This window comes from Sagittula sp. P11 (genome assembly GCF_002814095.1).
In the GTDB taxonomy this organism is placed as follows: domain Bacteria; phylum Pseudomonadota; class Alphaproteobacteria; order Rhodobacterales; family Rhodobacteraceae; genus Sagittula.
Window position 1 is genome coordinate 585,334 of sequence record NZ_CP021913.1, and the last position, 22,553, is coordinate 607,886.

At 67.6% G+C, this 22,553-nt stretch carries 23 protein-coding genes and 1 riboswitch; of the genes, 12 read left to right on the top strand and 11 right to left on the bottom strand.

Annotation, left to right across the window (positions count from 1 at the left end; translation table 11 throughout):
* Nucleotides 1-8: 8 nt before the first annotated feature.
* Genes CDO87_RS02805 through atpD form a run of 6 tightly spaced genes read right to left on the bottom strand, consistent with a single transcriptional unit; the run spans nt 9 to nt 3,404 of the window.
* Nucleotides 9-257 (bottom strand): F0F1 ATP synthase subunit C, encoded by a 249-nt coding sequence (locus tag CDO87_RS02805; protein WP_100927348.1) that lies wholly within the window; start codon nt 255-257, stop codon nt 9-11.
* Entirely contained in the window at nt 254-955 is a 702-nt protein-coding gene (locus CDO87_RS02810; RefSeq protein ID WP_198521806.1) for a F0F1 ATP synthase subunit A, read from the bottom strand. The genes CDO87_RS02805 and CDO87_RS02810 overlap by 4 nt, the downstream gene beginning before the upstream one ends.
* Nucleotides 952-1,239 carry an ATP synthase subunit I gene (locus CDO87_RS02815; RefSeq protein WP_157814897.1) on the bottom strand — a complete coding sequence of 96 codons (288 nt, stop codon included), beginning with the start codon at nt 1,237-1,239 and terminating at the stop codon, nt 952-954. The genes CDO87_RS02810 and CDO87_RS02815 overlap by 4 nt, the downstream gene beginning before the upstream one ends.
* Nucleotides 1,236-1,520, bottom strand: a complete 285-nt coding sequence (locus CDO87_RS02820) for an AtpZ/AtpI family protein (RefSeq protein ID WP_100927351.1) — start codon at nt 1,518-1,520, stop codon at nt 1,236-1,238. The genes CDO87_RS02815 and CDO87_RS02820 overlap by 4 nt, the downstream gene beginning before the upstream one ends.
* Complete coding sequence (locus CDO87_RS02825) at nt 1,510-1,983, bottom strand: F0F1 ATP synthase subunit epsilon (RefSeq protein WP_100927352.1); 474 nt, start codon at nt 1,981-1,983, stop codon at nt 1,510-1,512. Before CDO87_RS02825 ends, CDO87_RS02820 begins: the two co-directional genes overlap by 11 nt.
* Nucleotides 1,980-3,404 (bottom strand): F0F1 ATP synthase subunit beta, encoded by a 1,425-nt coding sequence (gene atpD, locus CDO87_RS02830; protein WP_100927353.1) that lies wholly within the window; start codon nt 3,402-3,404, stop codon nt 1,980-1,982. Before atpD ends, CDO87_RS02825 begins: the two co-directional genes overlap by 4 nt.
* A gap of 286 nt (nt 3,405-3,690) precedes the next feature.
* On the opposite strand from atpD, the gene CDO87_RS02835 reads away from it, so the two are divergent.
* The 9 genes from CDO87_RS02835 to CDO87_RS02875 all read left to right on the top strand — a co-directional run bounded on the left by CDO87_RS02835 (nt 3,691) and on the right by CDO87_RS02875 (nt 14,803).
* The gene (locus CDO87_RS02835) at nt 3,691-3,996 is read left to right on the top strand and encodes a ribbon-helix-helix domain-containing protein (RefSeq protein WP_100927354.1); all 306 of its coding nucleotides are present in this window, start codon (nt 3,691-3,693) and stop codon (nt 3,994-3,996) included.
* Between the two features lie 107 nt (nt 3,997-4,103).
* On the top strand, nt 4,104-4,499 hold the full coding sequence (locus tag CDO87_RS02840) for a VOC family protein (RefSeq protein ID WP_100927355.1): 396 nt from the start codon (nt 4,104-4,106) through the stop codon (nt 4,497-4,499).
* A 36-nt stretch (nt 4,500-4,535) separates the two neighbouring features.
* Nucleotides 4,536-5,060 (top strand): Twin-arginine translocation pathway signal, encoded by a 525-nt coding sequence (locus CDO87_RS02845; protein WP_100927356.1) that lies wholly within the window; start codon nt 4,536-4,538, stop codon nt 5,058-5,060.
* 114 nt (nt 5,061-5,174) lie between these two features.
* The gene (locus CDO87_RS02850; protein ID WP_100930817.1) at nt 5,175-6,746 is read left to right on the top strand and encodes a GMC family oxidoreductase; all 1,572 of its coding nucleotides are present in this window, start codon (nt 5,175-5,177) and stop codon (nt 6,744-6,746) included.
* Nucleotides 6,747-6,892: 146 nt separating this feature from the next.
* Nucleotides 6,893-6,987: riboswitch (TPP riboswitch) on the top strand.
* A 58-nt stretch (nt 6,988-7,045) separates the two neighbouring features.
* Entirely contained in the window at nt 7,046-7,834 is a 789-nt protein-coding gene (gene thiM, locus CDO87_RS02855) for a hydroxyethylthiazole kinase (protein ID WP_100927357.1), read from the top strand.
* On the top strand, nt 7,831-8,442 hold the full coding sequence (gene thiE / locus CDO87_RS02860; RefSeq protein ID WP_100927358.1) for a thiamine phosphate synthase: 612 nt from the start codon (nt 7,831-7,833) through the stop codon (nt 8,440-8,442). Before thiM ends, thiE begins: the two co-directional genes overlap by 4 nt.
* Entirely contained in the window at nt 8,439-9,239 is an 801-nt protein-coding gene (gene thiD / locus CDO87_RS02865) for a bifunctional hydroxymethylpyrimidine kinase/phosphomethylpyrimidine kinase (protein ID WP_198521807.1), read from the top strand. Before thiE ends, thiD begins: the two co-directional genes overlap by 4 nt.
* A complete protein-coding gene (gene tenA / locus CDO87_RS02870; RefSeq protein WP_100927360.1) occupies nt 9,236-9,946 on the top strand; it encodes a thiaminase II in 711 nt (236 codons plus the stop codon). Before thiD ends, tenA begins: the two co-directional genes overlap by 4 nt.
* 339 nt (nt 9,947-10,285) lie before the next feature.
* The gene (locus tag CDO87_RS02875; RefSeq protein ID WP_100927361.1) at nt 10,286-14,803 is read left to right on the top strand and encodes a calcium-binding protein; all 4,518 of its coding nucleotides are present in this window, start codon (nt 10,286-10,288) and stop codon (nt 14,801-14,803) included.
* 32 nt (nt 14,804-14,835) lie between these two features.
* On the opposite strand, the gene ychF is transcribed toward CDO87_RS02875, so the two are convergent.
* Nucleotides 14,836-15,933: a redox-regulated ATPase YchF gene (gene ychF, locus CDO87_RS02880; RefSeq protein WP_100927362.1), complete on the bottom strand. Its 1,098-nt coding sequence runs from the start codon at nt 15,931-15,933 to the stop codon at nt 14,836-14,838.
* Between the two features lie 124 nt (nt 15,934-16,057).
* Between ychF and CDO87_RS02885 the strand changes: the two genes are divergently transcribed.
* Nucleotides 16,058-16,477: a VOC family protein gene (locus CDO87_RS02885; RefSeq protein ID WP_100927363.1), complete on the top strand. Its 420-nt coding sequence runs from the start codon at nt 16,058-16,060 to the stop codon at nt 16,475-16,477.
* A 61-nt stretch (nt 16,478-16,538) separates the two neighbouring features.
* Here CDO87_RS02885 and CDO87_RS02890 read toward each other — a convergent pair whose 3' ends face one another.
* Together CDO87_RS02890 and CDO87_RS02895 are read right to left on the bottom strand one after the other, a co-directional pair.
* The gene (locus CDO87_RS02890) at nt 16,539-16,928 is read right to left on the bottom strand and encodes a DUF805 domain-containing protein (RefSeq protein WP_100927364.1); all 390 of its coding nucleotides are present in this window, start codon (nt 16,926-16,928) and stop codon (nt 16,539-16,541) included.
* Nucleotides 16,929-17,062: 134 nt separating this feature from the next.
* Nucleotides 17,063-18,412 carry an MATE family efflux transporter gene (locus tag CDO87_RS02895; RefSeq protein WP_254698307.1) on the bottom strand — a complete coding sequence of 450 codons (1,350 nt, stop codon included), beginning with the start codon at nt 18,410-18,412 and terminating at the stop codon, nt 17,063-17,065.
* A gap of 134 nt (nt 18,413-18,546) precedes the next feature.
* Here CDO87_RS02895 and CDO87_RS02900 point away from each other — a divergent pair, with 134 nt between their 5' ends.
* Entirely contained in the window at nt 18,547-19,185 is a 639-nt protein-coding gene (locus CDO87_RS02900; protein WP_100927366.1) for a TIGR02453 family protein, read from the top strand.
* 28 nt (nt 19,186-19,213) lie between these two features.
* Here the strand turns inward: CDO87_RS02900 and CDO87_RS02905 are convergent, their stop codons facing one another.
* Nucleotides 19,214-20,107, bottom strand: coding sequence for an NAD(P)-dependent oxidoreductase (locus CDO87_RS02905; RefSeq protein ID WP_100927367.1), 894 nt, complete (start codon nt 20,105-20,107; stop codon nt 19,214-19,216).
* 93 nt (nt 20,108-20,200) lie between these two features.
* On the opposite strand from CDO87_RS02905, the gene trpA reads away from it, so the two are divergent.
* Complete coding sequence (gene trpA / locus CDO87_RS02910; RefSeq protein ID WP_100927368.1) at nt 20,201-20,992, top strand: tryptophan synthase subunit alpha; 792 nt, start codon at nt 20,201-20,203, stop codon at nt 20,990-20,992.
* A gap of 217 nt (nt 20,993-21,209) precedes the next feature.
* On the opposite strand, the gene CDO87_RS02915 is transcribed toward trpA, so the two are convergent.
* Nucleotides 21,210-22,553: an ATP-binding protein gene (locus CDO87_RS02915; RefSeq protein ID WP_157814898.1), complete on the bottom strand. Its 1,344-nt coding sequence runs from the start codon at nt 22,551-22,553 to the stop codon at nt 21,210-21,212.

Below are 22,553 nucleotides of genomic sequence, written 5' to 3' on the forward strand. Positions count from 1 at the left end.
CTGTCCGATCAGACGAAGGGGTTGGCAAAGAGCAGAAGCAGCGCGACGACCAGCGTGTAGATCGCCATCGTCTCGATCATCGCCAGACCGACAAAGAGCGTCCGGCTCAGCGTGCCTGCCGCTTCGGGCTGGCGGGCGATGGCGTCCATGGCGGCGGCGACGGCGCGCCCCTCGGCCAGCGCCGGACCGATGGCGCCGAAACTCACGGCGAGCGCCGCCGCGAGGATCGAGACGATTTCGACGAGATTGCCTGTCATTGCGGAATGTCCTTCGGGTTGAGGCGGGGTTCGGGGCGGTCCTCACCGACCGCGGCCCCGATGAAGACGGTTGCGAGAACCGCGAAGATGTAGGCCTGCACGGCCCCGGTCAGCAGGTCGAGCGCCATGAGCGGGATCGGCACGATCAGCCCGGCCAGCGACAGCACGATGCCGACCACGAAGACGCCGCTCATCACGTTGCCGAACAGCCGGACGACAAGCGAGAAGGTGCGCGTGATCTGCTCGACGATGTTCAGCGGGATCATCACCCAGGACGGTTCCGCGAAGGTGGCGAGATAGCCCTTCACGCCGCGCCCGCGGATGCCGGACACCACCGTCGCGATCAGCACCACGACCGCCAGCGCCGCGTCCGTTTCGAGATGCGCGGTCGGCGGCTCCACCTCCGGGATCAGCGCGGACCAGTTGGCGGTCAGCACGAACAGGAAGAGCGTCCCGATCAGCGCGCGGAACGGCGCCGGGTCGCGGCGCATCGTGTCGCCGACCTGATCGTCCACGACGCCCACGAACAGCTCCAGCACAGTCTGCGTCCGGTCGGGACGCAAACGGAGCTTGCGGGTGGCGAGGAAGGCAAAGAGGCCAAGCGCCACCATGATGCCCCATGTCACCACCACCGGGGCGCTGATGCCCACGGGTCCCAGGTGGAACAGGATGTCGAGGTCGAGCGGGTTCTCCATCACGGCGCCCCCCTTGTGCGGCGCAGAACGATGGTGCGCCCCGCAAAAAGCCCGAGACTGCCCGCCAGAAGCGGCAGCGCCCCCGCCAGCGCAAGCGCCACGAGCCCGCCCGCCAGCACCGCGAGCCGCACGAGTTGCAGCGCCAGCGCCCGCAGCGCGTTGTCCGCCGAGAGGTACAACTCCGTGACCCGGCGCAGCGTCGCGAAATGGATCAGGCCAAGCACCAGTCCCGTCAGGAAGGCTGTGATGGCGACGGGCACGGGGTTGGCGGCGAAGAGGTCGGTCATTGGTGATGCATCCATGTCCAGGCGGAATAGAACCCTATCGCGGCACCGATCAGGATCGCGGGGGCGGTGAAGAAGATGCCGGTCTCGAAATGCCGGTCCGCCGCCCGGCCCAGCAGGATGCCCAGCAGGATCGGCATGAGGATGGCCCATCCGAGGATGCCGATCTGGCCCATGCGCCTGCCGAAGGACGGTTCCGGCACGTCCCGGGCCAGCTTCTCGCGGTCCGCGGACCGGCGGGCGGCCTCTGCCGTGCGGTCGGGGATGGAGGGGTCAGGCGCCATCGGCACGCCCTCCGTCATCGGGGCCAACCTGGGGCGGATGGTCGAAGGCGCCGGGCCGGTCGGGCCGCAGGTAGCGCATGATCTGCCGCACGGCGCGCGAATGCAGCCGGGTCTGTTCGACGCGCGCGCCGCGCCCTGCATCCTGTTCCTCGTGGCGCAGCCGCGCCACCCGGGCAATCAGGTCGTCGAGGTCGTCGCCCAGAACCCCCTCGCGGCAGGCGATCGCCACGTCCGCACCGCCGGTCACCGTCAACACCCCGGCGCGCAGCGCGCAGTAGCCCCTCCGCCCCGCCCCGTCGCGCCAGCGCACGACGGAGGCCGGCAAGGCGGTCAGGTAGTCCGAATGCCCGGGCAGGATGCCGAAATGGCCGCTCTCGTCCTCCGCCCGGACGGACCGCACGTCCGCCGCATCGACCAGCACCGCCATCGGCGTGGTGATCGTCAGGTGCAGCGCCCCCCTCATGCCACCGCCCGTGCCCCGCGCCCGGCCTCCTCCTTGGCGCGGGCCTCCTCGAAGGTGCCCACCATGTAGAGCGACCCTTCGTCCCAGTCGTCCGCCTCACCGGCGAGGATCGCGTTGCACCCGGCGACGGTGTCGCCGATGTCGACCGACCGCCCCTCGATGCCGGTGAAGGCCTCCGTCACCGTGAAGGGCTGCGTCAGGAACCGTTGCAGGCGCCGCGCCCGGGCCACCGCATCGCGATCCTCCCGCCCCAGTTCCTCGACCCCGAGCAGGGAGATCACGTCTTGCAGTTCCCTGTAGTGCTCGATGGTGCGGCGGACCCGGTTGGCCGTGGCGACATGGTCTTCGCCCAGCACCAGCGGGTCGAGCAGGACAGAGGTCGACGCGATGGGATCGACCGCCGGGTACATGCCCTCCGCCGCCATCGCCCGGCTCAGCACCACCGTGCTGTCCACATGCGACGCGATGGTGGTGACGGCCGGATCGGTGAAGTCGTCGGCCGGCACGTAGACCGCCTGGATGGCCGTGACCGACGCCGACCCGCGTGCCGCGATCCGCTCCTGCAACTCGGCCACCTCGGTCGCCAGAGTGGGCTGGTAGCCGACGCGGCTGGACATGCGGCCCAGCACGCCCGACACCTCCGCCCCTGCCTGGACAAAGCGGAACACGTTGTCCATCAACAGAAGCACGTTGCGGTGCCGGTCGTCCCGGAAGTGCTCGGCAATGGCCATGGCGGCCAGCGGCACCCGCCAGCGCGCGCCCGGCGGTTCGTTCATCTGGCCATAGACCAGCACCGTCCGGCCCAGCACGCCCGCACGGGTCATGTCCGACAGCATCTCGTGCCCCTCGCGCGACCGCTCGCCCACGCCGCAGAATACCGAGATCCCCTCGTAATGCGCGACCATGGCCTGGATCAGCTCCATGACTAGGACCGTCTTGCCGACACCGGCACCGCCGAACATCGCCTCCTTGCCGCCGCGCGACAGCGGGGCCAGCAGGTCCACCACCTTGATCCCGGTACGGAACACATCGTGACGGCCCGCCTGCTCCGACAGCGGCGGCGGCGCGTTGTGGATCGGCCGCCGGGGCGTGTCCTCTGGCAGCGGCGCGCCCCGGTCCCGCGCCACCCCGGTGACATCCAGCAGCCGACCGAGCACGGCCTCACCCACCGGCACCCGGACCGGACCGCCGGTGCGCCGCACAGCCATGCCGCGCCGCAGCCCGTTGGTGGGCTTCAGCGCGATGGCGCGCACGGTCGTGGCATCCAGATGCGACTGCACCTCGGCGACAAAGGCCTCGCCCTCCGTGCCGTCTACCTCGACCGCGTCATGGATCGCCGGCAGGTCCTCCGCCCGGAAGACGATGTCCAGAAGCGCCCCGCGGATGGCGAGGATGCGACCGTGATCCGGATGTTCCGCCATGCGAAGAAGAGCCCCCTGAACCGATGTGCAACTGCAGCAATCATAGCGGGCCGGCCGAACCGTCACACGATCCAGATCAAATGGCTCCGCATTTCCGGTATCGCTGCCCGCAACTCCGGCTTTCGGGGCCAACGGGTGACAAGCGGTCCTCTGTCCCCCCGGGGCCAAACGGCCCCGATCCGCAGACACCCGATGACACCGATCATACCTCTCCGATACTTTTTCATTATGGACGGTCGCGGGCCTCCTTCTCTATCCTGTCGGACACCGATGAAAGGAGAGCACGATGTGCCAAGTTTTTGCCGGCCAGGATCCTGCGCGATACACCTCGACGACGCGGCGTTTGCGGCTGAACGGGCAAAGCACCAGCATCCGGCTTGAAAATGCCTTCTGGGACATTCTCGACCAGATCGCCGAGGCCGACGACATGTCGACACCGGCCTTCGTCTCGCGTCTGCACTCGGAAGTGCTTGAAACCCGGGGCGAACCCGTCAATTTCACGTCGCTTCTGCGCACTGCATGCCTTGTCTTCGTGGGCCAGTCGGGCAAGACCGCTCACCACGACAGAACCACACCGATGGCCGCCGAATAGGCAGTCAGATCACAAAACGTGCATGTAGTACGTCCCTACTACCCGCACGCGCCGAATATCCTTCATCCTGAATTGGTCAATAATTCGAACCGATTCAGGAGGCCCCGTTGGCCAAAGCCATCCACAGCATGATCCGCGTCCTCGACGAGGACCGCTCCGTCACGTTCTACCGCAAGGCCTTCGGGCTGGAAATCGCCGACCGGCTGGATTTCCCGGAGTTCACGCTCGTCTACCTGAGCAACGACGAAACCGGCTTCGAAGTCGAACTGACCGTCAACAAGGGCCGGACGGAGCCCTACGACCTCGGCGACGGCTACGGCCACCTCGCCGTGTCGGTCGACGATCTCGATGCCGAACATGCCCGTTTCGAGGCCGAGGGCCTCGCCCCCCGCAAGCTTGTCGAATTCGCGCCCGCCGGTGAACTGGTCGGCCGCTTCTTCTTTGTCGCCGATCCCGACGGCTACCAGATCGAAGTGCTCGAACGCTCGGGGCGCTTCAAGTGACGCACTGACCCAGATTTTTTCAAGGGAGGAGACCACATGAACACCAACAGCAGCCCCAAGGGGCTCACACGCCGGCAGTTGCTGTCCCGCGCCAGCGCCGCCGGTGCCGCCTTCGTTGCGGGGGCGGGCTTCATCGCCGCGCCGGACGCGGCCTGGGCCTACGAGACAACGCATCTCGACTCCCAGGTCTTCGCGACGCTGGTGCAGATGGCGCGCGACATCTACCCGCACGACCGCATCCCCGACGCCAACTACGTCGAGGCGGTGAAGGGCTATGACATGCCGGAAACCGCGGTGGCGATCACTGCGGGCATCGCGGCGCTGGATGCGGCCGCCCGCGGCAAGGGCTTTGCGTCCTACATCGACACCGGCTGGGAACGCGACCGCGTGGATATCCTGCGCGGCATGGAGGAGAGCGCGTTCTTCCAGCAGGTCCGGGGCGGGCTCGTGACCGGGCTCTACAACCAGAAATCGGTCTGGCCGATCTTTGGCTACGAGGGGGAGAGCTACTCGCAGGGTGGCTACATCGACCGCGGCTTCGACGACATCAACTGGTTGTAATCGGCGGCCATCCTCCCGCCCCGCCTCTCCCGCCGAACGCCGTGCCAGATGCGCAGGGCCCCTTCGACGGATGCAGAAGCGAGACGAGAGGCCGGCTCCGGGAGGAGAATGAACATGACTGCACCCTTTGATCTCAACGACGACAGCGTTGTCGTCATCATCGGCACGGGGGCCGGTGGCGGCACGCTGGCCAACGAACTGGCCCAGAAGGGCATCAGCGTCGTCGCTCTGGAAGCGGGCGGGCGCTACCTGCCCGAGGACTATGTCAACGACGAGTGGGAGAGCTTCGGCCAACTGGCCTGGACCGATCCGCGCACCACGTCCGGCGACTGGCGCGTGGCGAAGGACTTCAGCGGCCTGCCCGCGTGGATCGTCAAGGCCGTGGGCGGCACGACGACCCACTGGGCCGGCGCCTCGCTGCGGTTCCAGGATCACGAGTGGAAGGCCAGGACCACCTACGGCGACGTGACGGGGGCCAACCTGCTCGACTGGCCGATCGACGCCGCCGAAATGGCGCCGTGGTACGACAAGGCCGAGGAGAAGATGGGCGTGACCCGCACGGGCAACCGCCCCGGCCTGCCCGGCAACAACAACTACAAGGTGTTCGAGGCGGGCGCCAAGGCGCTTGGCTACACCGAGGTCCACACCGGCCGCATGGCGATCCAGACCCGCGACGACGGCGACCGCATCCCCTGCCAGCAGACCGGCTTCTGCTTCCAGGGCTGCAAGTGGGGCGCCAAGTGGTCGACCGCCTACACCGAGGTCCCGGCAGGCGAGGACACAGGCAACCTCGAAGTGCGCGAGCGCGCCCATGTGGCCCGCATCCTGCACGACGACAGCGGCAAGGTGACGGGCGTCGAGTACTTCGACGCGGACGGCAACCTGCAGATGCAGAAGGCACGGATCGTCTGCGTCGCGGGCAACTCCTTCGAAAGCCCGCGCCTGCTGCTGAACTCCGCCTCGTCGATGTTCCCGGACGGCCTCGCCAACAGCTCGGGCCAGGTGGGGCGCAACTACATGCGCCACATGACCGGGTCGGTCTATGCGACCTTCGACAAGCCGGTGCGCATGTGGCGCGGCACCACCATGGCGGGCATCGTGCAGGACGAGGCGCGGCACGATCCGTCGCGCGGCTTCGTCGGCGGCTACGAGCTGGAAACCCTGTCGCTCGGCATTCCGTTCATGGCCGCCTTCCTCGACCCCGGCGCCTGGGGGCGGGAGTTCACCTCCGCCCTCGACAGCTACGAGAACATGGCCGGGATGTGGATCGTCGGCGAGGACATGCCGCAGGAGACCAACCGCGTCACGCTGAACCACGACGTCACCGACCAGCACGGCCTGCCGGTGGCCAACGTCCACTTCAGCGACCACGCCAACGACAAGGCGATGCGCGCCCATGCCTACAAGCAGGGCATCGCCATGTACGAGGCGGTGGGCGCGACCCGCGTGTTCCCGACGCCGCCCTACCCGTCCACGCACAACCTCGGCACCAACCGGATGTCCGAGAACCCGCGCGACGGCGTGGTGAACAAGCACGGTCAGACCCACGACATCGCGAACCTGTTCATCTCGGACGGCTCGCAGTTCACCACCGGCGCGGCAGAGAACCCGACGCTGACGATCGTGGCGCTGGCGATCCGGCAGGCGGATCACATCGCTGCCGAGATGTCGCGCGGTACGCTCTGACGCGACGCTGATCCCCGGACCGGGCGCAGCCCTGCTGCGCCCGGTTCTGTTTTTCCGGCCCCGCCCGGATGCCGCCTTCCCCTGCCACCCGCAGAAAATCCGGTCCGGGCGATTGACGCGCACCGTGACGGATGCAAGTGTCCCCGCACTAGCGACGGGGGCGCTCGGGAAACCGGGCTGAGACGTACCCTTCGAACCTGAACCGGATAATGCCGGCGGAGGGAGGCGCAGCGGAACGTCCGGGCTATGCCCCGTCCTTCGTCCGATGTCTTCCATGCCGTCCGGCAAAGGAGGACACGATGCAGACACCGGACACATACCTCGACCACATGCGCGCCACCGCACCGCTGGTGCAGAACATCACCAACTTCGTCGCGATGAACGTCATGGCGAACGTCATGCTCGCCGCCGGCGCGTCGCCCGCCATGGTGCACGCACAGGAGGAGGCGGCCGAATTCGCCGCCATCGCCAGCGCCCTGACCGTCAACATCGGGACACTGTCGCCCGCATGGACAGCCTCCATGCAGACCGCCGCCAAGGCCGCCAACGACCGCGGCAAACCTTGGGTGCTCGATCCCGTCGCCGTCGGCGCCACCACCTACCGGCGGGAAGTCGGCGCAAAGCTCCTCGCCCTGAACCCCACCGTCATCCGCGGCAACGCTTCCGAGATCATCGCCCTCGCCGGTGAGGGCGCCTCCGGCAAGGGGGTGGATGCGGGCGACGCGGTCTCGCAGGCCTCGGACGCAGCCGTCCGCCTCGCGCGCCGGACCGGGGGCGTGGTGGCCGTGACCGGGGCTGCGGACCTCGTGACCGACGGCACCCGCTTTGCCGAGGTCGAGAACGGCCACCCGCTCATGCCGCGCATCACCGCGCTGGGATGTTCCCTGACCGGCATCGTCGGCGCCTTCATCGCCGGTCAGGACCCGTTCGAGGCGACGGTCGCCGCGCTGGCCTACTACGGCCTTGCCGGAGAGAGGGCCGGCGAAAAGGCGAAAGGCCCGGGATCGTTCCAGGTGGCCTTCCTCGACGCGCTCTACACGCTCGACGGGCAGGACCTGGCGCGCGGCGCGCGGATCATCCGGCCATGATACCGCCGCTCTGTTTCGTCACCGACGCGACGGCCCCTGCCCCGGTTCCAGCGCAGGCAATCGCGGCGGCACAGGGCGGCGCGGGCTGGATCCAGCTCCGCGACAAGACCCGGTCTGACGCCGATCTCCTGCCGCTCGCCCGTGAGCTGAAGGCTGCGCTCGTGCCCCTCGGTGCCCGGCTGATCGTCAACGACCGGGTGGAGGTCGCCATCGCCGCCGGCGCCCACGGCCTGCATATCGGTCAGGGCGACGGCGACCCCGCCGCCATCCGGGCGCGCATCGGGCCGGACATGATCCTCGGCCTCTCGGTCGAGCACGCGGACCAGCTGGCGGCCGTTCCGGAGGGCGTCGATTACCTCGGCGTCGGGCCGGTCTACGCCACCGGGTCGAAGCCCGATCACGCCCCCCCCATCGGCATCGACGGCTTCGCCGACATCGCGGCGCGCACCGCGTTGCCCTGCATCGCCATCGGCGGCCTGACCGCCCGAGACGCCGCCGCGCTGAAGGCGGCGGGCGGGCACGGCATGGCCGTCGTCTCCGCCATATCGCGGGCCGCCGACATGACCGCCGTGGCCCGTGCCCTTTGCGACGCATGGAGGACAACATGATCCCCAACATCCTCTCCATCGCGGGCTCCGACCCTTCAGGCGGCGCGGGCATACAGGCCGACATCAAGGCGATCTCCGCCATGGGCGGCTATGCCATGACCGCGATCACCGCGCTGACGGTGCAGAACACAAGGGGCGTCACCGGCGTCAGCCTCTGCGACACGGGGCTGATCGCCGACCAGATCGCCGCCATCCGCGCGGACATCCATATCCACGCCGTCAAGATCGGCATGCTCGGCGACGCCGCCATCATCGAGACGGTGACCCGGGGCATCGACGGGCTCGACTGCCCCGTGGTGCTGGACCCGGTGATGGTCGCCAAGGGCGGCGACCGGCTGCTGCAGGAACCCGCGGTGAAGGCGCTGTGCGCCATGCTGCCCTGCGCCACGGTCATCACCCCGAACCTGCCGGAAGCCGCCGACCTGCTCGACTGGCCGGAGGCCACGACCCGCGCGGAGATGGTCGCGCACGCCCGCGCCCTCCTCGACCTCGGACCACGCGCCGTGCTGCTGAAGGGCGGCCACCTGCCCGGCGACACCAGCCCGGACCTGCTGGCCACGCGCGAGGGCGAGACCTGGTTCGACGCCCCGCGCAGCCCGACCCGCAACACCCACGGCACCGGCTGCACCTACGCCTCCGCGCTGGCCACGGCGCTTGGCGCGGGCCTGCCGCTCGACCGGGCGGTGGACCGGGCCAAGCGCTACATCGGCGCGGCCATCGCTGCGGCGGACAGGCTGCGCGTCGGCTCCGGCCACGGGCCGGTCAATCACTTCTACCAGATGGATACCCTGAAATGACCTTCACAGACGACCTTGCCGCACAGACCCTCTCGCTCCGGCAGCAGATCCACGACATGCCCTTCAACACGGAAATGGCGACCGGACACCTGCGCCGGGATGTCTTCCAGGGCTACATCGTGCAGGACGCGCTCTACCTCGAAGGGTTCGCCCGGGCGCTGTCGCTTGCCGCCGCCAAGGCGCCCGACTCCGCCGCCGTCGCGCAGCTTGCCGGGTCCGCCGCCGGTGCCATCGCGGTGGAGCGCGAACTCCACACGCATTACATGGACCGTTTCGGCGTGTCGGAGGCGATGCTGGCCCGGATGGCCCCCTCTGCCGCCTGCGATCACTACGTGTCCTTCCTGCTGAGAACCGCGGCCCTCGGCCCCTTTGCGGAGGCGGTGGCCGCCCTCCTGCCCTGCTTCTGGATCTACCGCGACGTGGGCCGCGACATCGCGACCCGCAGCGCGCCGGACAATCCCTATGCGGCGTGGATCGACACCTATTCGGGCGAAGCCTTCGACGAAAGCGTCGCGCGAATGATGGCCCTGACCGACCGGCTGGGCGCAGAGGCGGACGCCCCGGCGCGGGCGCGCATGTCGGAGGCTTTCGAACGGGCGTGCTGGCACGAATGGCGGTTCTGGGACAGCGCCTACCGGATGGACGGCTGGACGCAGCCCGCAGACATGCCCGCATCCGGCCGGAAGGCCGCCGCCCCGACGGCCTGAACGCCACGGGGCGGAGCGGTTCACCCGCTCCGCCCCACCCGGTTTCCACGTGGTGCAGACCGCCACCCCGCGAATCCACGCCTCCGCCACGCAGGTCGACGTGCCGCCGGGCAGCGCCGCAAGGAACGTCTTCCGCGGCAGCGGGACGACATAATGCCCCGATATGAAAACGAAACATTAATTAACGCATTCACAATAAAGCTGATAACCTTTTCACAAGAAAAAATCCCGCCTCGCCCCTGCCGAGGCATTTCAGAACAGCCTTGAATTCCGCCTGTTTCCCGCGACCGGGCAACTTGAGCATTTACCCGCACCCTCCACCGGAAGGTTCATTTCAGCATGGCGTACACCACCCCCCCGGCCCCGATCGATTTCCAGACCATGCTCGAGGCCGGAACCACCTTCGATACAGTCAACCGGATCGGAGACGATGTCTCCCAGGTCGTCGCCGTGAACGACAATGGCGATTTCGTCGTGGCGTGGTCCTACATTTATTCCGCGTCGGATTCCGACGTCGTGTTCAGGGAATACAACGCCGACGGTACGCCCAAGGGGGTGGCTCATACGGTCGCCGACAGCGCGGATGCCGAAACGGTCACCGACATCGCCTATGCCCCCGACGGAACGGTCCTTGTCGTCTACAGCTCGGTGACGAGCGGTATCGAGAACGTCTTCGTCCAGCGGGTCACAACCACCGGCACCCGCATCGGATCCGCGATCCAGGTGGAAAGCGACGCGGCGACGGTGGCCAACAAGGACCAGTCGAACGGCAAGATCGCGGTATTCGACAACGGCGATTACGCGGTCGTGTATCAGAACGCGTTCTCCAGCACCGACAAGGATGTCCGCCTGCGCCTGTTCAATGCCGACGACACGGCAAAGGCTGCGTCGCAGTACGTCTCCACGGCTGCGTCCGACCAGTCTGACCCGGACATCGCCGCGCTCGCCAGCAAGGACACGGGCGACGGCAGCTTTGCCTTCGCGGTGACCCTGACTCAGGAAGAGGTGGACAACACCGGGTCGCCCAACGATGTCTCGCTCTACCGGTACGATTTCAGCGGGACGCTTCTCGGCAACACGACCGTGAACACCGTCACGAACCGGTCGGAGGGCAACTCTGCCGTCGCCGTGGACGCGGACGGGCGGATCTACGTGGCCTTCGGCTCCACCGACGGCGCGACCGGAGGTCAGGTCTTCTATCGGCGCTTCGAATCGAACGGGACCGCCGTGGACGCAAGCCAGGTCTTCGTCACGTCGACACAACTGCCGCTGCCGAACACCGATATCGACGTCAGTGACGACGGACGCTTCGTCCTCGCCTTTGACGGTTTCACCACCCAGAACGTCACCGTCAAGATGTATGCGGCCGACGGGACCGCCGATACCACCCGCGGCTTCGACGGCACCGGCAGCGAGCTTGGCCCGTCGGTCGCCATCACCACCGACGGCGCGCGGACGGTCGTGGCCGCGCTGAGCGACATCGGACTGACGTACCACGAGGCCCGCTTTTCCGTCTACGAGGGCATAGGCTTCCAGGCCGGCACCGGCGGCAGCGACACGCTGGTCGGCACGGATCTCGGCATAGACCAGAAGGATCACCTCGTCGGGGGAAGCGGCGACGACACCCTGACCGGCGGAGAAGGCGCAGACACACTGGACGGCGGCGACGACGACGACAGCGTGGCCGGCGGCGCCGGTGACGACCTGATCATCGGCGGGACGGGCTCCGACATGATCGATGGCGGTGCCGACACCGATACGCTCGACTACTCCGCGCTGTCCGGCTCTGTGATCGTGGATGCCAACTCCGGCGAGAGCCAACATTCCCTCGGGGATCTGGACAATTTCACAAGCATCGAACGCTTCATCCTGACCGGTTCCGGCGACGTGTTTTTCGGCGATTCCGGCGATATGTTCGTCAGCGCACTCGGCGGCAACGATCACCTGACGAATGGCCCGGGACGCGACACCCTTCTCGGCGGGTCCGGGAACGACACCATCAGTTTCATATATGGCGACGGCCAGTCGGGGCAGAGCTTCGATGGCGGTCCGGACTCTGACACGTTGTTCTTCGACGGTAATCTTCCCTACAGCAGCTTCAACCTGCGCGATGACACCGTGGTCGGCTTCGAAGTCATAACCGTCGATCAGAACTTCGGGTATCCCGGCGCGCCGACCCGCATTTCAATGACGGCAGCGCAGATCAGCACGATCAACACGGTCGAGGTCCTCAAGATCGGTAGCGATCTCGTCGGCCTCGACCTCCATATCTACATGGAGGACACCACGGCGCTCGATCTCTCGGCCGTCTCGATCTCGACCATGTCAGACGCGGACGGCACCGGCTTCTCCATCTTTGGCGATGACGACGCCGAAAGCGTGACCGGGACGGCTCTGGGCGACAACATCCGGACCCAGGGCGGCGAGGACACGGTCGACGCCCTGGGCGGCGACGACACGATCGAGCTCGGCGGCGGCGGGTCCTATTCGGGCGGAGACGACGACGATCTCTTCATCCTGCTCGACGGCCTTCCCATCGGTGACGGCGTCGGCGACATCGTCAACGGCGGCCCCGGCAACGACACGCTCGACATGAGCGGCGTCACCGGCACCGGCATGAAGGTCAACCGGCCCGGTTTCAGCCTCGACACGAACGTGTCGTCCCTCGACGACCCGGCCCAATCCACCGAAATGATCAGGGTAGAACACTACATCGGCACCGACCAGGGCGACGATTTCCTGATGTACGCCGGAGACGTCTCAATCGAAGGCCGTGGCGGCAACGATACCATCCTGGCTGGCTTCAATTCACAGACGATCAGCGGCGGCGACGGCGATGACGTGATCGACAGCGACTTCGAGCTGGTGTCCAGCATCAGCGACAATCTGAGCGGTGACGCAGGCAACGACACCCTGAGGGGCTCGGAGTCCGGTTCGGACACGATCGACGGCGGCGCCGACAACGACGAGATCGACGGCCGGGGCGGTGAGGACCGCCTGATCGGCGGGCTCGGCGACGACACGATAGATGGCGGCGCGGCCACGGATACAGCGGTCTATGCCGGGGCGCGGGGGGATTTCGCGGTGTCGGTGACGCGTGACGGGACCGTGTTCGTCGAGGACCTGAACCCCGACGACGGCGACGAAGGTCGCGATGTGCTGCAACGGGTCGAGAGGCTGGAATTCGCAGACGGCATCGTGAACGTCAGCACGCTTGCAAGCGGCGCCTTCGGCGAGACCGGGACGGTCGTTCTGACCCACCAGAAGACCACCCTGACCCTCCAGCGCACCTACATCGACCCGGTGGTGATCGCCTTCGTCGCCTCCGACACCGGCGCGCATGAGGTCAACGCGCGCATCCAGCAGGTCTCCGGCAACACGCTGCGGATGTTCGTGCAGGAGCCCGATTACCTCGACGGGATACATCCCACGGGCGAAACGGTGCATTACATGGTGGTCGAAGCCGGAAGCTGGATCCTGCCCGACGGCACGCTCATCGAGGCCGGGACCCTGACCTCCGGCACCCTCGCGGAGGCTGGCTTCGACCAGGTCGCCTTCGACAGCGAGTTCGACAGCGCGCCGGTGGTCATCTCCCAGGTCCAGACCACCAACGGCCCGGCCTTTGTCACCACCCGGCAGAACGGCACGAGCGCCGAGGGCTTCGGCGTGAGCATGCAGGAGGAGGAGGCCGCCACAGACGGCGTGCACAACGCCGAGAAGATCGGCTGGATCGCCATCGAGGGCGGCAGCGGATCCGTCGCGGGGTTCGCCTGGGAGGCGGGACAGGTCTCCAACGTGCAGGCCTCGAACACCGCGGCACAGCTCTCGTTCGCGGCGGGCGGTGTGGTCGCGGGGCTGTCGAGCTACGGCGGCAGCGACCCGGCCTGGGCCGGCGGCACCGGTCTGAACGGCACCACCTTCAACGTCCGGGTCGAGGAGGACAAGAGCGCCGACGGCGAGACGGCGCACGGCCCGGAAACCGTTGATTACTTTGCCTTCTCCGGATCGCAGACGCTGGCCGCCGCACCGCGTCAGGAGATCCTGGAAACCGGCAGCGCGACCCTCACCCACCAGCAGACGACCCTGACCCTCGGCCGCACCTACGACAACCCGGTGGTGCTGGCCTACGTCGAGACCGACAACGGCCTGCAAGAGGTCAACGCACGCATCACTCAGGTCACGGGCAACAGCGTGACCCTGCGCGTGCAGGAGCCCGACTACCTCGACGGCCTGCATCCTGTGGGCGAGCGGGTGCATTACATGGTGGTCGAGGCGGGCACTTGGGTCCTGCCCGACGGCACGGTGATAGAGGCCGGCACGCTGAACACCGCCAATCTCACGGCGGACGGGTTCGAGCAGGTCAGCTTCGCCGCCGACTTCGACGCGGCGCCGGTTGTGCTGAGCCAGGTGCAGGGCACCAACGGCCCCTCCTTCGTCACCACGCGGCAGCAGGGCTCGACCGTGGACGGCTTCGAGGTGGCGATGCAGGAGGAGGAGGCCTCAACCGACGGCGTGCACAACGCAGAGACGATCGGCTGGGTCGCGATCGAGGCGGGCACGGGCCAATTCGGAGGCTTCTCGTGGGAGGCAGGGCGCCTTTCAGGCGTGCAGGGCTCCGTCACCGCGGCGCCTTTGTCGCTGGCGGCGGACGGCGTGCTGGCGGGCCTCTCGACCTACGGCGGCAGCGACCCGGCCTGGGCGGGCGGCCCGGGCCTCGACGGCACGATCTTCAACGTGCGCGTCGAGGAGGACAAGAGCCTCGACAGCGAAACCGCCCACGGCAACGAGACCGTCGACTACTTCGCCTTCGCGGGCAGCGGGATCGTCTCTGCCTACGACTACGACCTCTTCGTGTAGGGAGGGCGAGGGGCGGCGGCCCCCGCGCGGCGTCAGGTGTTGAAGAGGAAATGCAGCACGTCGCCGTCCTGCACCACGTAGCCCTTGCCCTCGGCCCGCATCTTGCCGGCCTCTTTCGCCGGACCTTCACCGCCGAGCGCAACGTAATCGTCGTAGGCGATGGTCTCGGCCCGGATGAAGCCCTTCTCGAAATCGCCGTGGATCACGCCCGCGGCCTGCGGTGCGCCGGTGCCCTTGCGGATCGTCCAGGCGCGCGCCTCCTTCGGCCCCACGGTAAAGTAGGTCTGCAGGCCCAGAAGCTCGTAGCCCGCCTTGATGAGACGGTCGAGACCGGCCTCTTCCAGACCCAGCTCGCCCAGGAATTCCTGCGCTTCCTCGGCGTCGAGCTGGCTGATCTCTTCCTCGATCTTGGCCGAGATCACCACCGCCGAATTGCCCTGCGCCGCCGCCATCTCGAAGACCTTGGCCGACAGGGCGTTGCCTTCCGAGGCGTCGCCCTCGTCGACATTGCAGACGTAGAGCACCGGCTTCGCGGTCAGAAGCTGCATCATCCGCCACGCCTTCATGTCCTCGGCGTCGACCTCGACCACGCGCGCGGGCTTGCCCTGCTCCAGCACCTCCAGCGCCATCTTCATCAGGCGCTCCTGCTGGACCGCCTCCTTGTCGCCGCCGCGCACCTTGCGGACGATGTTCTGCAGGCGCTTCTCCAGCGATTCCATGTCGGCGATGATCAGCTCGGTCTCGATGGTCTCCGCGTCGGACACCGGATCGACCCGGCCGTCGACGTGGGTCACGTCATCGTCCTCGAAGCAGCGCAGCACATGCGCGATGGCGTCGACCTCGCGGATGTTGGCAAGGAACTGGTTGCCCAGGCCCTCCCCCTTCGACGCGCCCTTCACGAGGCCCGCGATGTCCACGAAGGTCATCCGCGTCGGGATGATCTGCTTGGACCCGGCGATCCCGGCCAGCTTGTCCAGCCGCGGGTCCGGCACCGCCACGTCGCCCACGTTGGGTTCGATCGTGCAGAAGGGAAAGTTCGCCGCCTGCGCCGCGGCGGTCTTCGTCAACGCGTTGAACAGCGTGGACTTGCCCACGTTCGGCAGTCCAACGATCCCCATCCGAAATCCCATCACATCGCTCCAAGCCAAGGGTCCGGGGCCTTCTAGGCAGAGCGTCGCCCAAACGCAAGGCGAGGCATTGACCCGGAGGCCCTCCACCGATTACGTTGATATCAAATTAATGAAGGAGACGACCATGCAGATTACCCCGTACCTGTTCTTCAAGGGCAACTGCCGCGCGGCCTTTACCCGCTACGCGGAAATCCTCGACCTGCCCGCGCCGCAGATCATGGACTTCTCCCAGTTGCCGGAGGCGGACAAGGCGAACATGGCCGGTGCGCCCGAGGACGCGGTGATGCACGCCATGCTCATGCTGCCCTCGGGCGCGCTGATGGGCTCCGACGACATCGGTCCGGATGTCCAGCCGATGGCCGGCTGCTCCGTCAACCTGACGGTCGCCACGGCGCAGGAGGCCAACCGCATCTTCGACGCCCTCGCCGAAGGCGGCGAGATTCGCATGCCGCTGGCCGAGACGTTCTGGACCCCCGCCTTCGGCACGCTCACCGATGCCTTCGGCATCCGCTGGATGGTCATGGCCGAAGCGCCGCAGGGCTGACGCAGACGCAAAAGGCGCGGGACACCTGCCCCGCGCCTCCGGTCATGTCCCTTGAAAGGTCTCAGCCGAAACGGTTCGGCGCGTTCTCGGGTGCCTTGGCGAACCAGACGATCAGGATGATGAAACCGATGAGCGGGATGAACACCAGCAGCTGCCACCAGCCGGACCGGTCGATGTCGTGCAGACGGCGGGCGCCGATGGCGATCTGCGGCACGATGATGGCCAGCGACCAGAGGCCGCCGAGGATCGGTACGCCGATGATCGCGTCGATGATGTTCGCCACGATCGACACGACGAAGCAGGCCAGCCACGCCTTCCAGAATTCGCCGCGGTTCGAGCGGCCCTCGAAGTTGATGTAATTCTTGAAGAACCGGCTCAGCGCCTCGCCGAAAGCCACGTCCTCGCGGTAGTTGCCGCCCCCCGCCGGGGCATGCGCCATGGTGGTGTCCATCAATCTGTCTCCTGTAAATGCATATTCTTGTAAGTGTTTCGCGTTTCCGGCGCCCGCGCGGGGGCCTTCCTCCAGTAAATCACCGGCAGGGGTTTTCGATCAATGGTGAAATACCCCCACCCGGGCCTCAGACCTCAGACCGGCATGGCGATCAGGCCGCGGCCCCGGGTCCAGAAGCGCGTCATCAACAGCACCGCCGCCACCGCCAGCCCGCAGACCAGCCCCAGCCAGACACCCACGGCGCCGAGGCCCAGCGAGAAGCCGAAGACCAGGGCGGCGGGCATGCCCACGCCCCAGTAGGCCAGCGTCGCCATGATCATCGGCACGCGCGTGTCGTGCAGCCCGCGCAGAAGACCCACGTGGATCACCTGCAGCGCGTCCATCAGCTGGAACAGCGCCGCCATCAGCAGCAGCAGGCGGCCCACGCGCAGGATCTCGTCGCGCAGCGGGGACAGCGGGTCGATGAAGGCGCTCAGCAGCAGGTTCGGCACCGACACGAACAGCAGCACCGACAACGCCACCGCGACCAGCCCCATCCACAGCGCCACCTTGGCGCCGCGCATCAGGTGGTCGCTGTCGCCCCGGCCAAGCGCGTTGCCCGCGCGCACCGTCGCGGCGTTCGACAGGCCAAGCTGCACCATGAAGGTCGCGGTCGAGATCTGCAGCGCGATGCCATGCGCAGCCAGCGCCACCGCGCCCAGCCAGCCCATAAGCACCGAGGACCCGGCAAACAGCGCCACTTCGGCCAGCGTCGTCAGCCCGATGGGCCATCCCAGCGCGAAGACGCGGAAGAACATCTCGCGGTCGGGGCGCCACATCCGCACGAAGAGCGTGTGCTCCGGCAGCACCCGCACGGCGTAGATCACGATCAGCACCAGCGACAGAATCTGCACGCCGAGCGAGGCGATGGCCGCGCCCGCGATGCCCAGCTCGGGCAGGCCCCACTTGCCGAAGACCAGTGCATAGTTGGCCACGCCGTTGGCCGCCGCCGCCGCCACCGTGACCCAGAGCACGACACGCGTCCGCTCCAGCCCGGCGAGGTAGTTCTTCAGCACCATCACGCCAAGCGCCGGCAGCATGCCCCAGCCCGCGATCCGCAGGTAGTCCTGCGCCAGCCGCGCGATCTCCTCCGCCTGCCCCATCGCCCGCAGCAACGGGTCCGAGAACCACAGGAGCGGCATGACCAGCACGAAGTACATGGTCGAGATCCACAGCGCCATGCGCGTGGACCGGCGGATCATCACCTCGTCGCCCTTGGCGGCGAAGGTCGCCACCATCGGCAGGATCGCCCAGGCGAACCCGGCGCCGAACAGGAACAGCGTGAAGAACAGCGAGGTCGCCAGCGTCAGCGCCGCCAGTTCCGGCACGCCGTACCAGCCCAGCACCACCGTATCGGTCAACCCGATGGCGAATTGCGCAAGGTGCCCGCCGACAAGCGGCAGGCCAAGGCTCAGCAACGCTTTCGCGTGCTGAGGATATGTCATCACCGTCCGGGTCATGATGTGGCGATTACGTGGGCATTCGTCCCGCCGCAAGCATGTGTTTCCGCACGCTTCAGGTGCGGATATGAGAATTGTGTGTTAACGTAGCGGAAATTACTCCTCGCATTGACACCCGAATGGCCGATCCGATTGACCTCGATCACCTCTTTCAGGATGCACGCGCCTTTCTCGGGGAGCTGGCGCAGTCCAACTCGCGTGAGTGGTTCCAGACCCAGAAAACCCGCTACGACACGGAGCTGAAGCGCCCCTCCGAGAAGCTGCTGGCCGAAACCGCCACGTGGCTCGAGGCCGAGACCGGGCAGCAGCCCCGCACCAAGCTCTTCCGCCCCTACCGCGACGTGCGCTTCTCGCCGGACAAGACGCCCTACCACACGCACCTGCACATGATGTGGTCGATGCGCGACGGGCGGGCGTGGATGCTGGGCATCGCGCCCGACTATGCCACCATGGGCGTGGGCATCATGGCCTTCGGCCCGGCGCAGGCCGACCGCTTCCGCACAGCCATTGCCGGCCCCGAAGGCGAGACGCTGGAAGACCTTCTCGCCCAGGGCTGGCGCATCGATCCCCCGGCGCTGAAACGTGTACCCGCGCCCTACCCCGCCGACCACCCCCGCGCCGATCTTCTGCGGCACAAGGGGCTGGTGGCCTGGGCCGACGGCCTCGACGACGCGCTGACCGGCGACATAGGCACGGGCGTCCGCGACGTCATGATCCGCGCGCGGCCCATCATGGGCTGGCTCGCCACCGTCGCCTGACCGACCGGCCGTCCCGCTCTGACCTCGCTCAGACCTCGGTCAGAACGTCCCGCCAGGAATGCGCGGGCTGGTAACCCAGCATCTCCTTGGCCTTGCGGTTCGAATAGAAGGTCTCCCGCTCGCCCATCTCGCGCTTGACCGGCACACCCGCATAGAAGCGTTCGCGCACCTCTGCGTTGCTCAGTGCCACGGACAGATCGTCGTTCGAGACGTTGAAAACCTCGTAGCCCAACCCGTCGGTCTTCAGGCAGCACTCCACCATCTGGCCAAGATCCCGCACGTCGATATAGGCAAAGATGTTGCGCCGCCGGAGCGACGGGTCCGCCACGAAGGACGGGAACATCTCGGTGTATTCGTGCGGCTCGATCACGTTGTTGATCCTGAGCCCATAGATGTCGCGGCCCCAGCGCGCGTGAAAGCTGCGCCCCGTCGCCTCGTTGCAGACCTTCGAGCAGGCATAGGCGTCCTGCGGCACGGTGGGATGTTCCTCGTCGACCGGCACGTACTCCGGCTTCACCTCGCCATCTGCAAAGCAGACGCCGTAGGTCGTCTCCGACGAGGCAAAGATCACCTTGGGAACGCCCGCCTTCATCGCCGCCTCCAGCACGTTGTAGGTCGACAGCGTGTTGACCCGGAAGGTCTCGCAGTCGGGCTTGATGAGGATGCGCGGGATCGCCGCGAAATGCACCACGGCATCGAAGGACGGCAGCCCGGTGCCGGGTTCCAGTTCGTCGAGGTCGGCATAGCTCTGCATGGCAGAGAACACCTGCCCCGGATCGGTCAGGTCGCAGATCATGTTATCCACGCCCTCCGCCTCCAGCGGCACGAGGTCGAGGTTCAGAACCCCGTGCCCCTGTTTCACGAGGTAGGGCACCACGTGCCGCCCCGCCTTGCCCGCTCCGCCGGTGAACAGAATACGCATGTTGCCTCCCTTGCAGTCCTGTCGCGATGGCGGGGCCATTGATTTTCCCCGCCCGTTCCGGCAACAGACCTAGAACGCTGACCGGAGAGAACCATGACCCGCATCGAATCCAAGTTCGCCCAACTTCGCGAGGAAGGAAAGAAAGCCTTTGTCGCCTACATCATGGCGGGCGATCCGGATGTGGACAGCTCGCTGGCGGTGATGAAGGGCCTGCCCGAGGCCGGGGTCGACGTGATCGAGCTGGGCCTGCCCTTCACCGACCCCATGGCCGACGGCGAGACCATCCAGCTTGCCGGGCAGCGCGCGCTCGAAGGCGGGATGACGCTGGTGAAGACGCTCGACATGGTGCGCGCCTTCCGCGCCGGCGACAACACCACGCCGATCGTTCTGATGGGCTACTACAACCCGATCTATTCGCGCGGGGTGGACCGCTTTCTTGCAGAGGCGAAGGAGGCCGGGATCGACGGGCTGATCATCGTCGACCTGCCGCCCGAGGAAGACGAGGAGCTCTGCCTGCCCGCGCAGGCGGCGGGCCTGAACTTCATCCGCCTTGCAACGCCCACCACCGACGACAAGCGCCTGCCGAAGGTCATGCAGAACACCTCCGGCTTCGTCTATTACGTGTCGATCACCGGGATCACCGGCGCCGCCGCCGCCGAGGCGGGCGACGTGGGCCCCGAGGTCGCCCGCATCAAGGCGGTGAGCGACCTGCCGGTGATCGTGGGCTTCGGCATCCGCACGCCGGAACGCGCCAAGGCCATCGCCGAGGTCGCCGACGGCTGCGTGGTCGGCACCGCCATCGTCGGCCAGATCGCCGAGGGCAAGTCCACGGCGGAGGTCCTGTCCTTCGTGAAGACGCTGGCCGACGGCGCGCACAGCGCCTGACGGTCCGTCCCGGACGGTTCCCGGTTTCGCCACAGGTGTCGTTCCGGCTGCGCCTGGCCGATCCGCCGATTGTCGTGCTCCGCACGACCGGGGGCGCCGCCCCCGGACCCCCGAGGTATTTTTGCCAAGATGAAGGGGGGCAACGTGACGACGGGTCTGATCGGGAAGTAGGACGGGTCTGGGGAACGGCCTGCGAGGGGGACGGCCGAGCCCGGGGTCAGGAGGGGCTGCGCAGGAGGCGGGCCATTTCCTGCACCAGCTCCTCGCGCCGGAAGGGTTTGCCCACATGGGCGTCGATGCCCTGCGCGGCATAGTCCGAAACCTGATGCGTCATCACGTTGGCGGTGAGCGCCATGATCGGCACGCGCGGCCGGCCCGCCCCCGCCTCCCACGCGCGGATCTCGGCGGCGGCGGCGAGGCCGTCCATCACCGGCATGTTCACGTCCATCAGCACGAGGTCGAAGGGCCGCGTCCTGCAGAGCGCCACAGCCTGCGCGCCGTCCGTCACCATCCGCAGGTCGAGGTCGAAGGGCTTCAGCACCAGCCGCAGCACCTTCTGGTTGGTCTGGCTGTCCTCCGCCACGAGAACCCGCCAGCGCCGGGCGTTCAGGATCTGCTCAGCCTCGTACCCCTCGGACCGGTCGACCCGCCGGTCGGCCACGGGCGCCGCGCCAAGTGCCACGGTTGCCACGAAGCAGGCGCCGCCGCCGGGGGCGTGTTCGTGCACGAGGTCGCCCCCCAGCAGCCGGCAGAAGCGGCGCGAGATCGCAAGCCCCAGCCCCGTGCCGCCATGGGTGCGCGACACGCTCGGGTCGCCCTGCGTGAAGGGGTGGAACAGTTTGCGGCGCTGCGCCTCCGACACGCCGGGGCCGCTGTCGGTCACCCGCATCTCGAGCCGACCGTCCCGCACCGTCAGCCGGGCAGAGACCGCGCCCTCCCGGGTGAACTTGAAGGCGTTCGACAGGAGGTTCGACAGCACCTGCCGCAGCCGGGTCGGATCGCTGACCACCAGCGCCCTCTCCGCCGTCACCTCCACCGTGAACGCCAGCCCGCGCGAGGCCGCCGTCTCTGCAAAGAGGGCGCGCTCGTCCGCCGCGAAGGCGCGCAGGTCGAAGGGGCGCATCTCCACCTCCATCCGGCCCGCCTCGATCTTCGACAGGTCGAGCAGGTCGTTCAGCAGGTCCAGCAGCACCCGGCCCGACGACAGGATCACCTGCGCCATCTCGTGCTGTTCCGGCGGCAGCGCGCTTTCCTCCAGCCCGGCGGCCATGCCGAGGATCGCGTTCATCGGCGTGCGGATCTCGTGGCTGATGACCGCGAGAAAGCCGCTTTTGGCGTCGTTGGCCGCCTCCGCCTCCGCCCGGGCGCGTTCCAGTTCCTCCGTCCGGCTGCGGACCGCCTCTTCCAGCGCCTCCGCCTGTTCGCGCAACGCCTTGTTGGCCTCCCACAGGGCGCGGCTCTTCTCTTCCAGCAGGGCTTCGGCCTCTGCGCGGGCCTTCAGCGCGCGTTCGTAGCGGGCGCGGGACACCATGTCGCCCGGAAGGGATGACGGCTCCCCCAA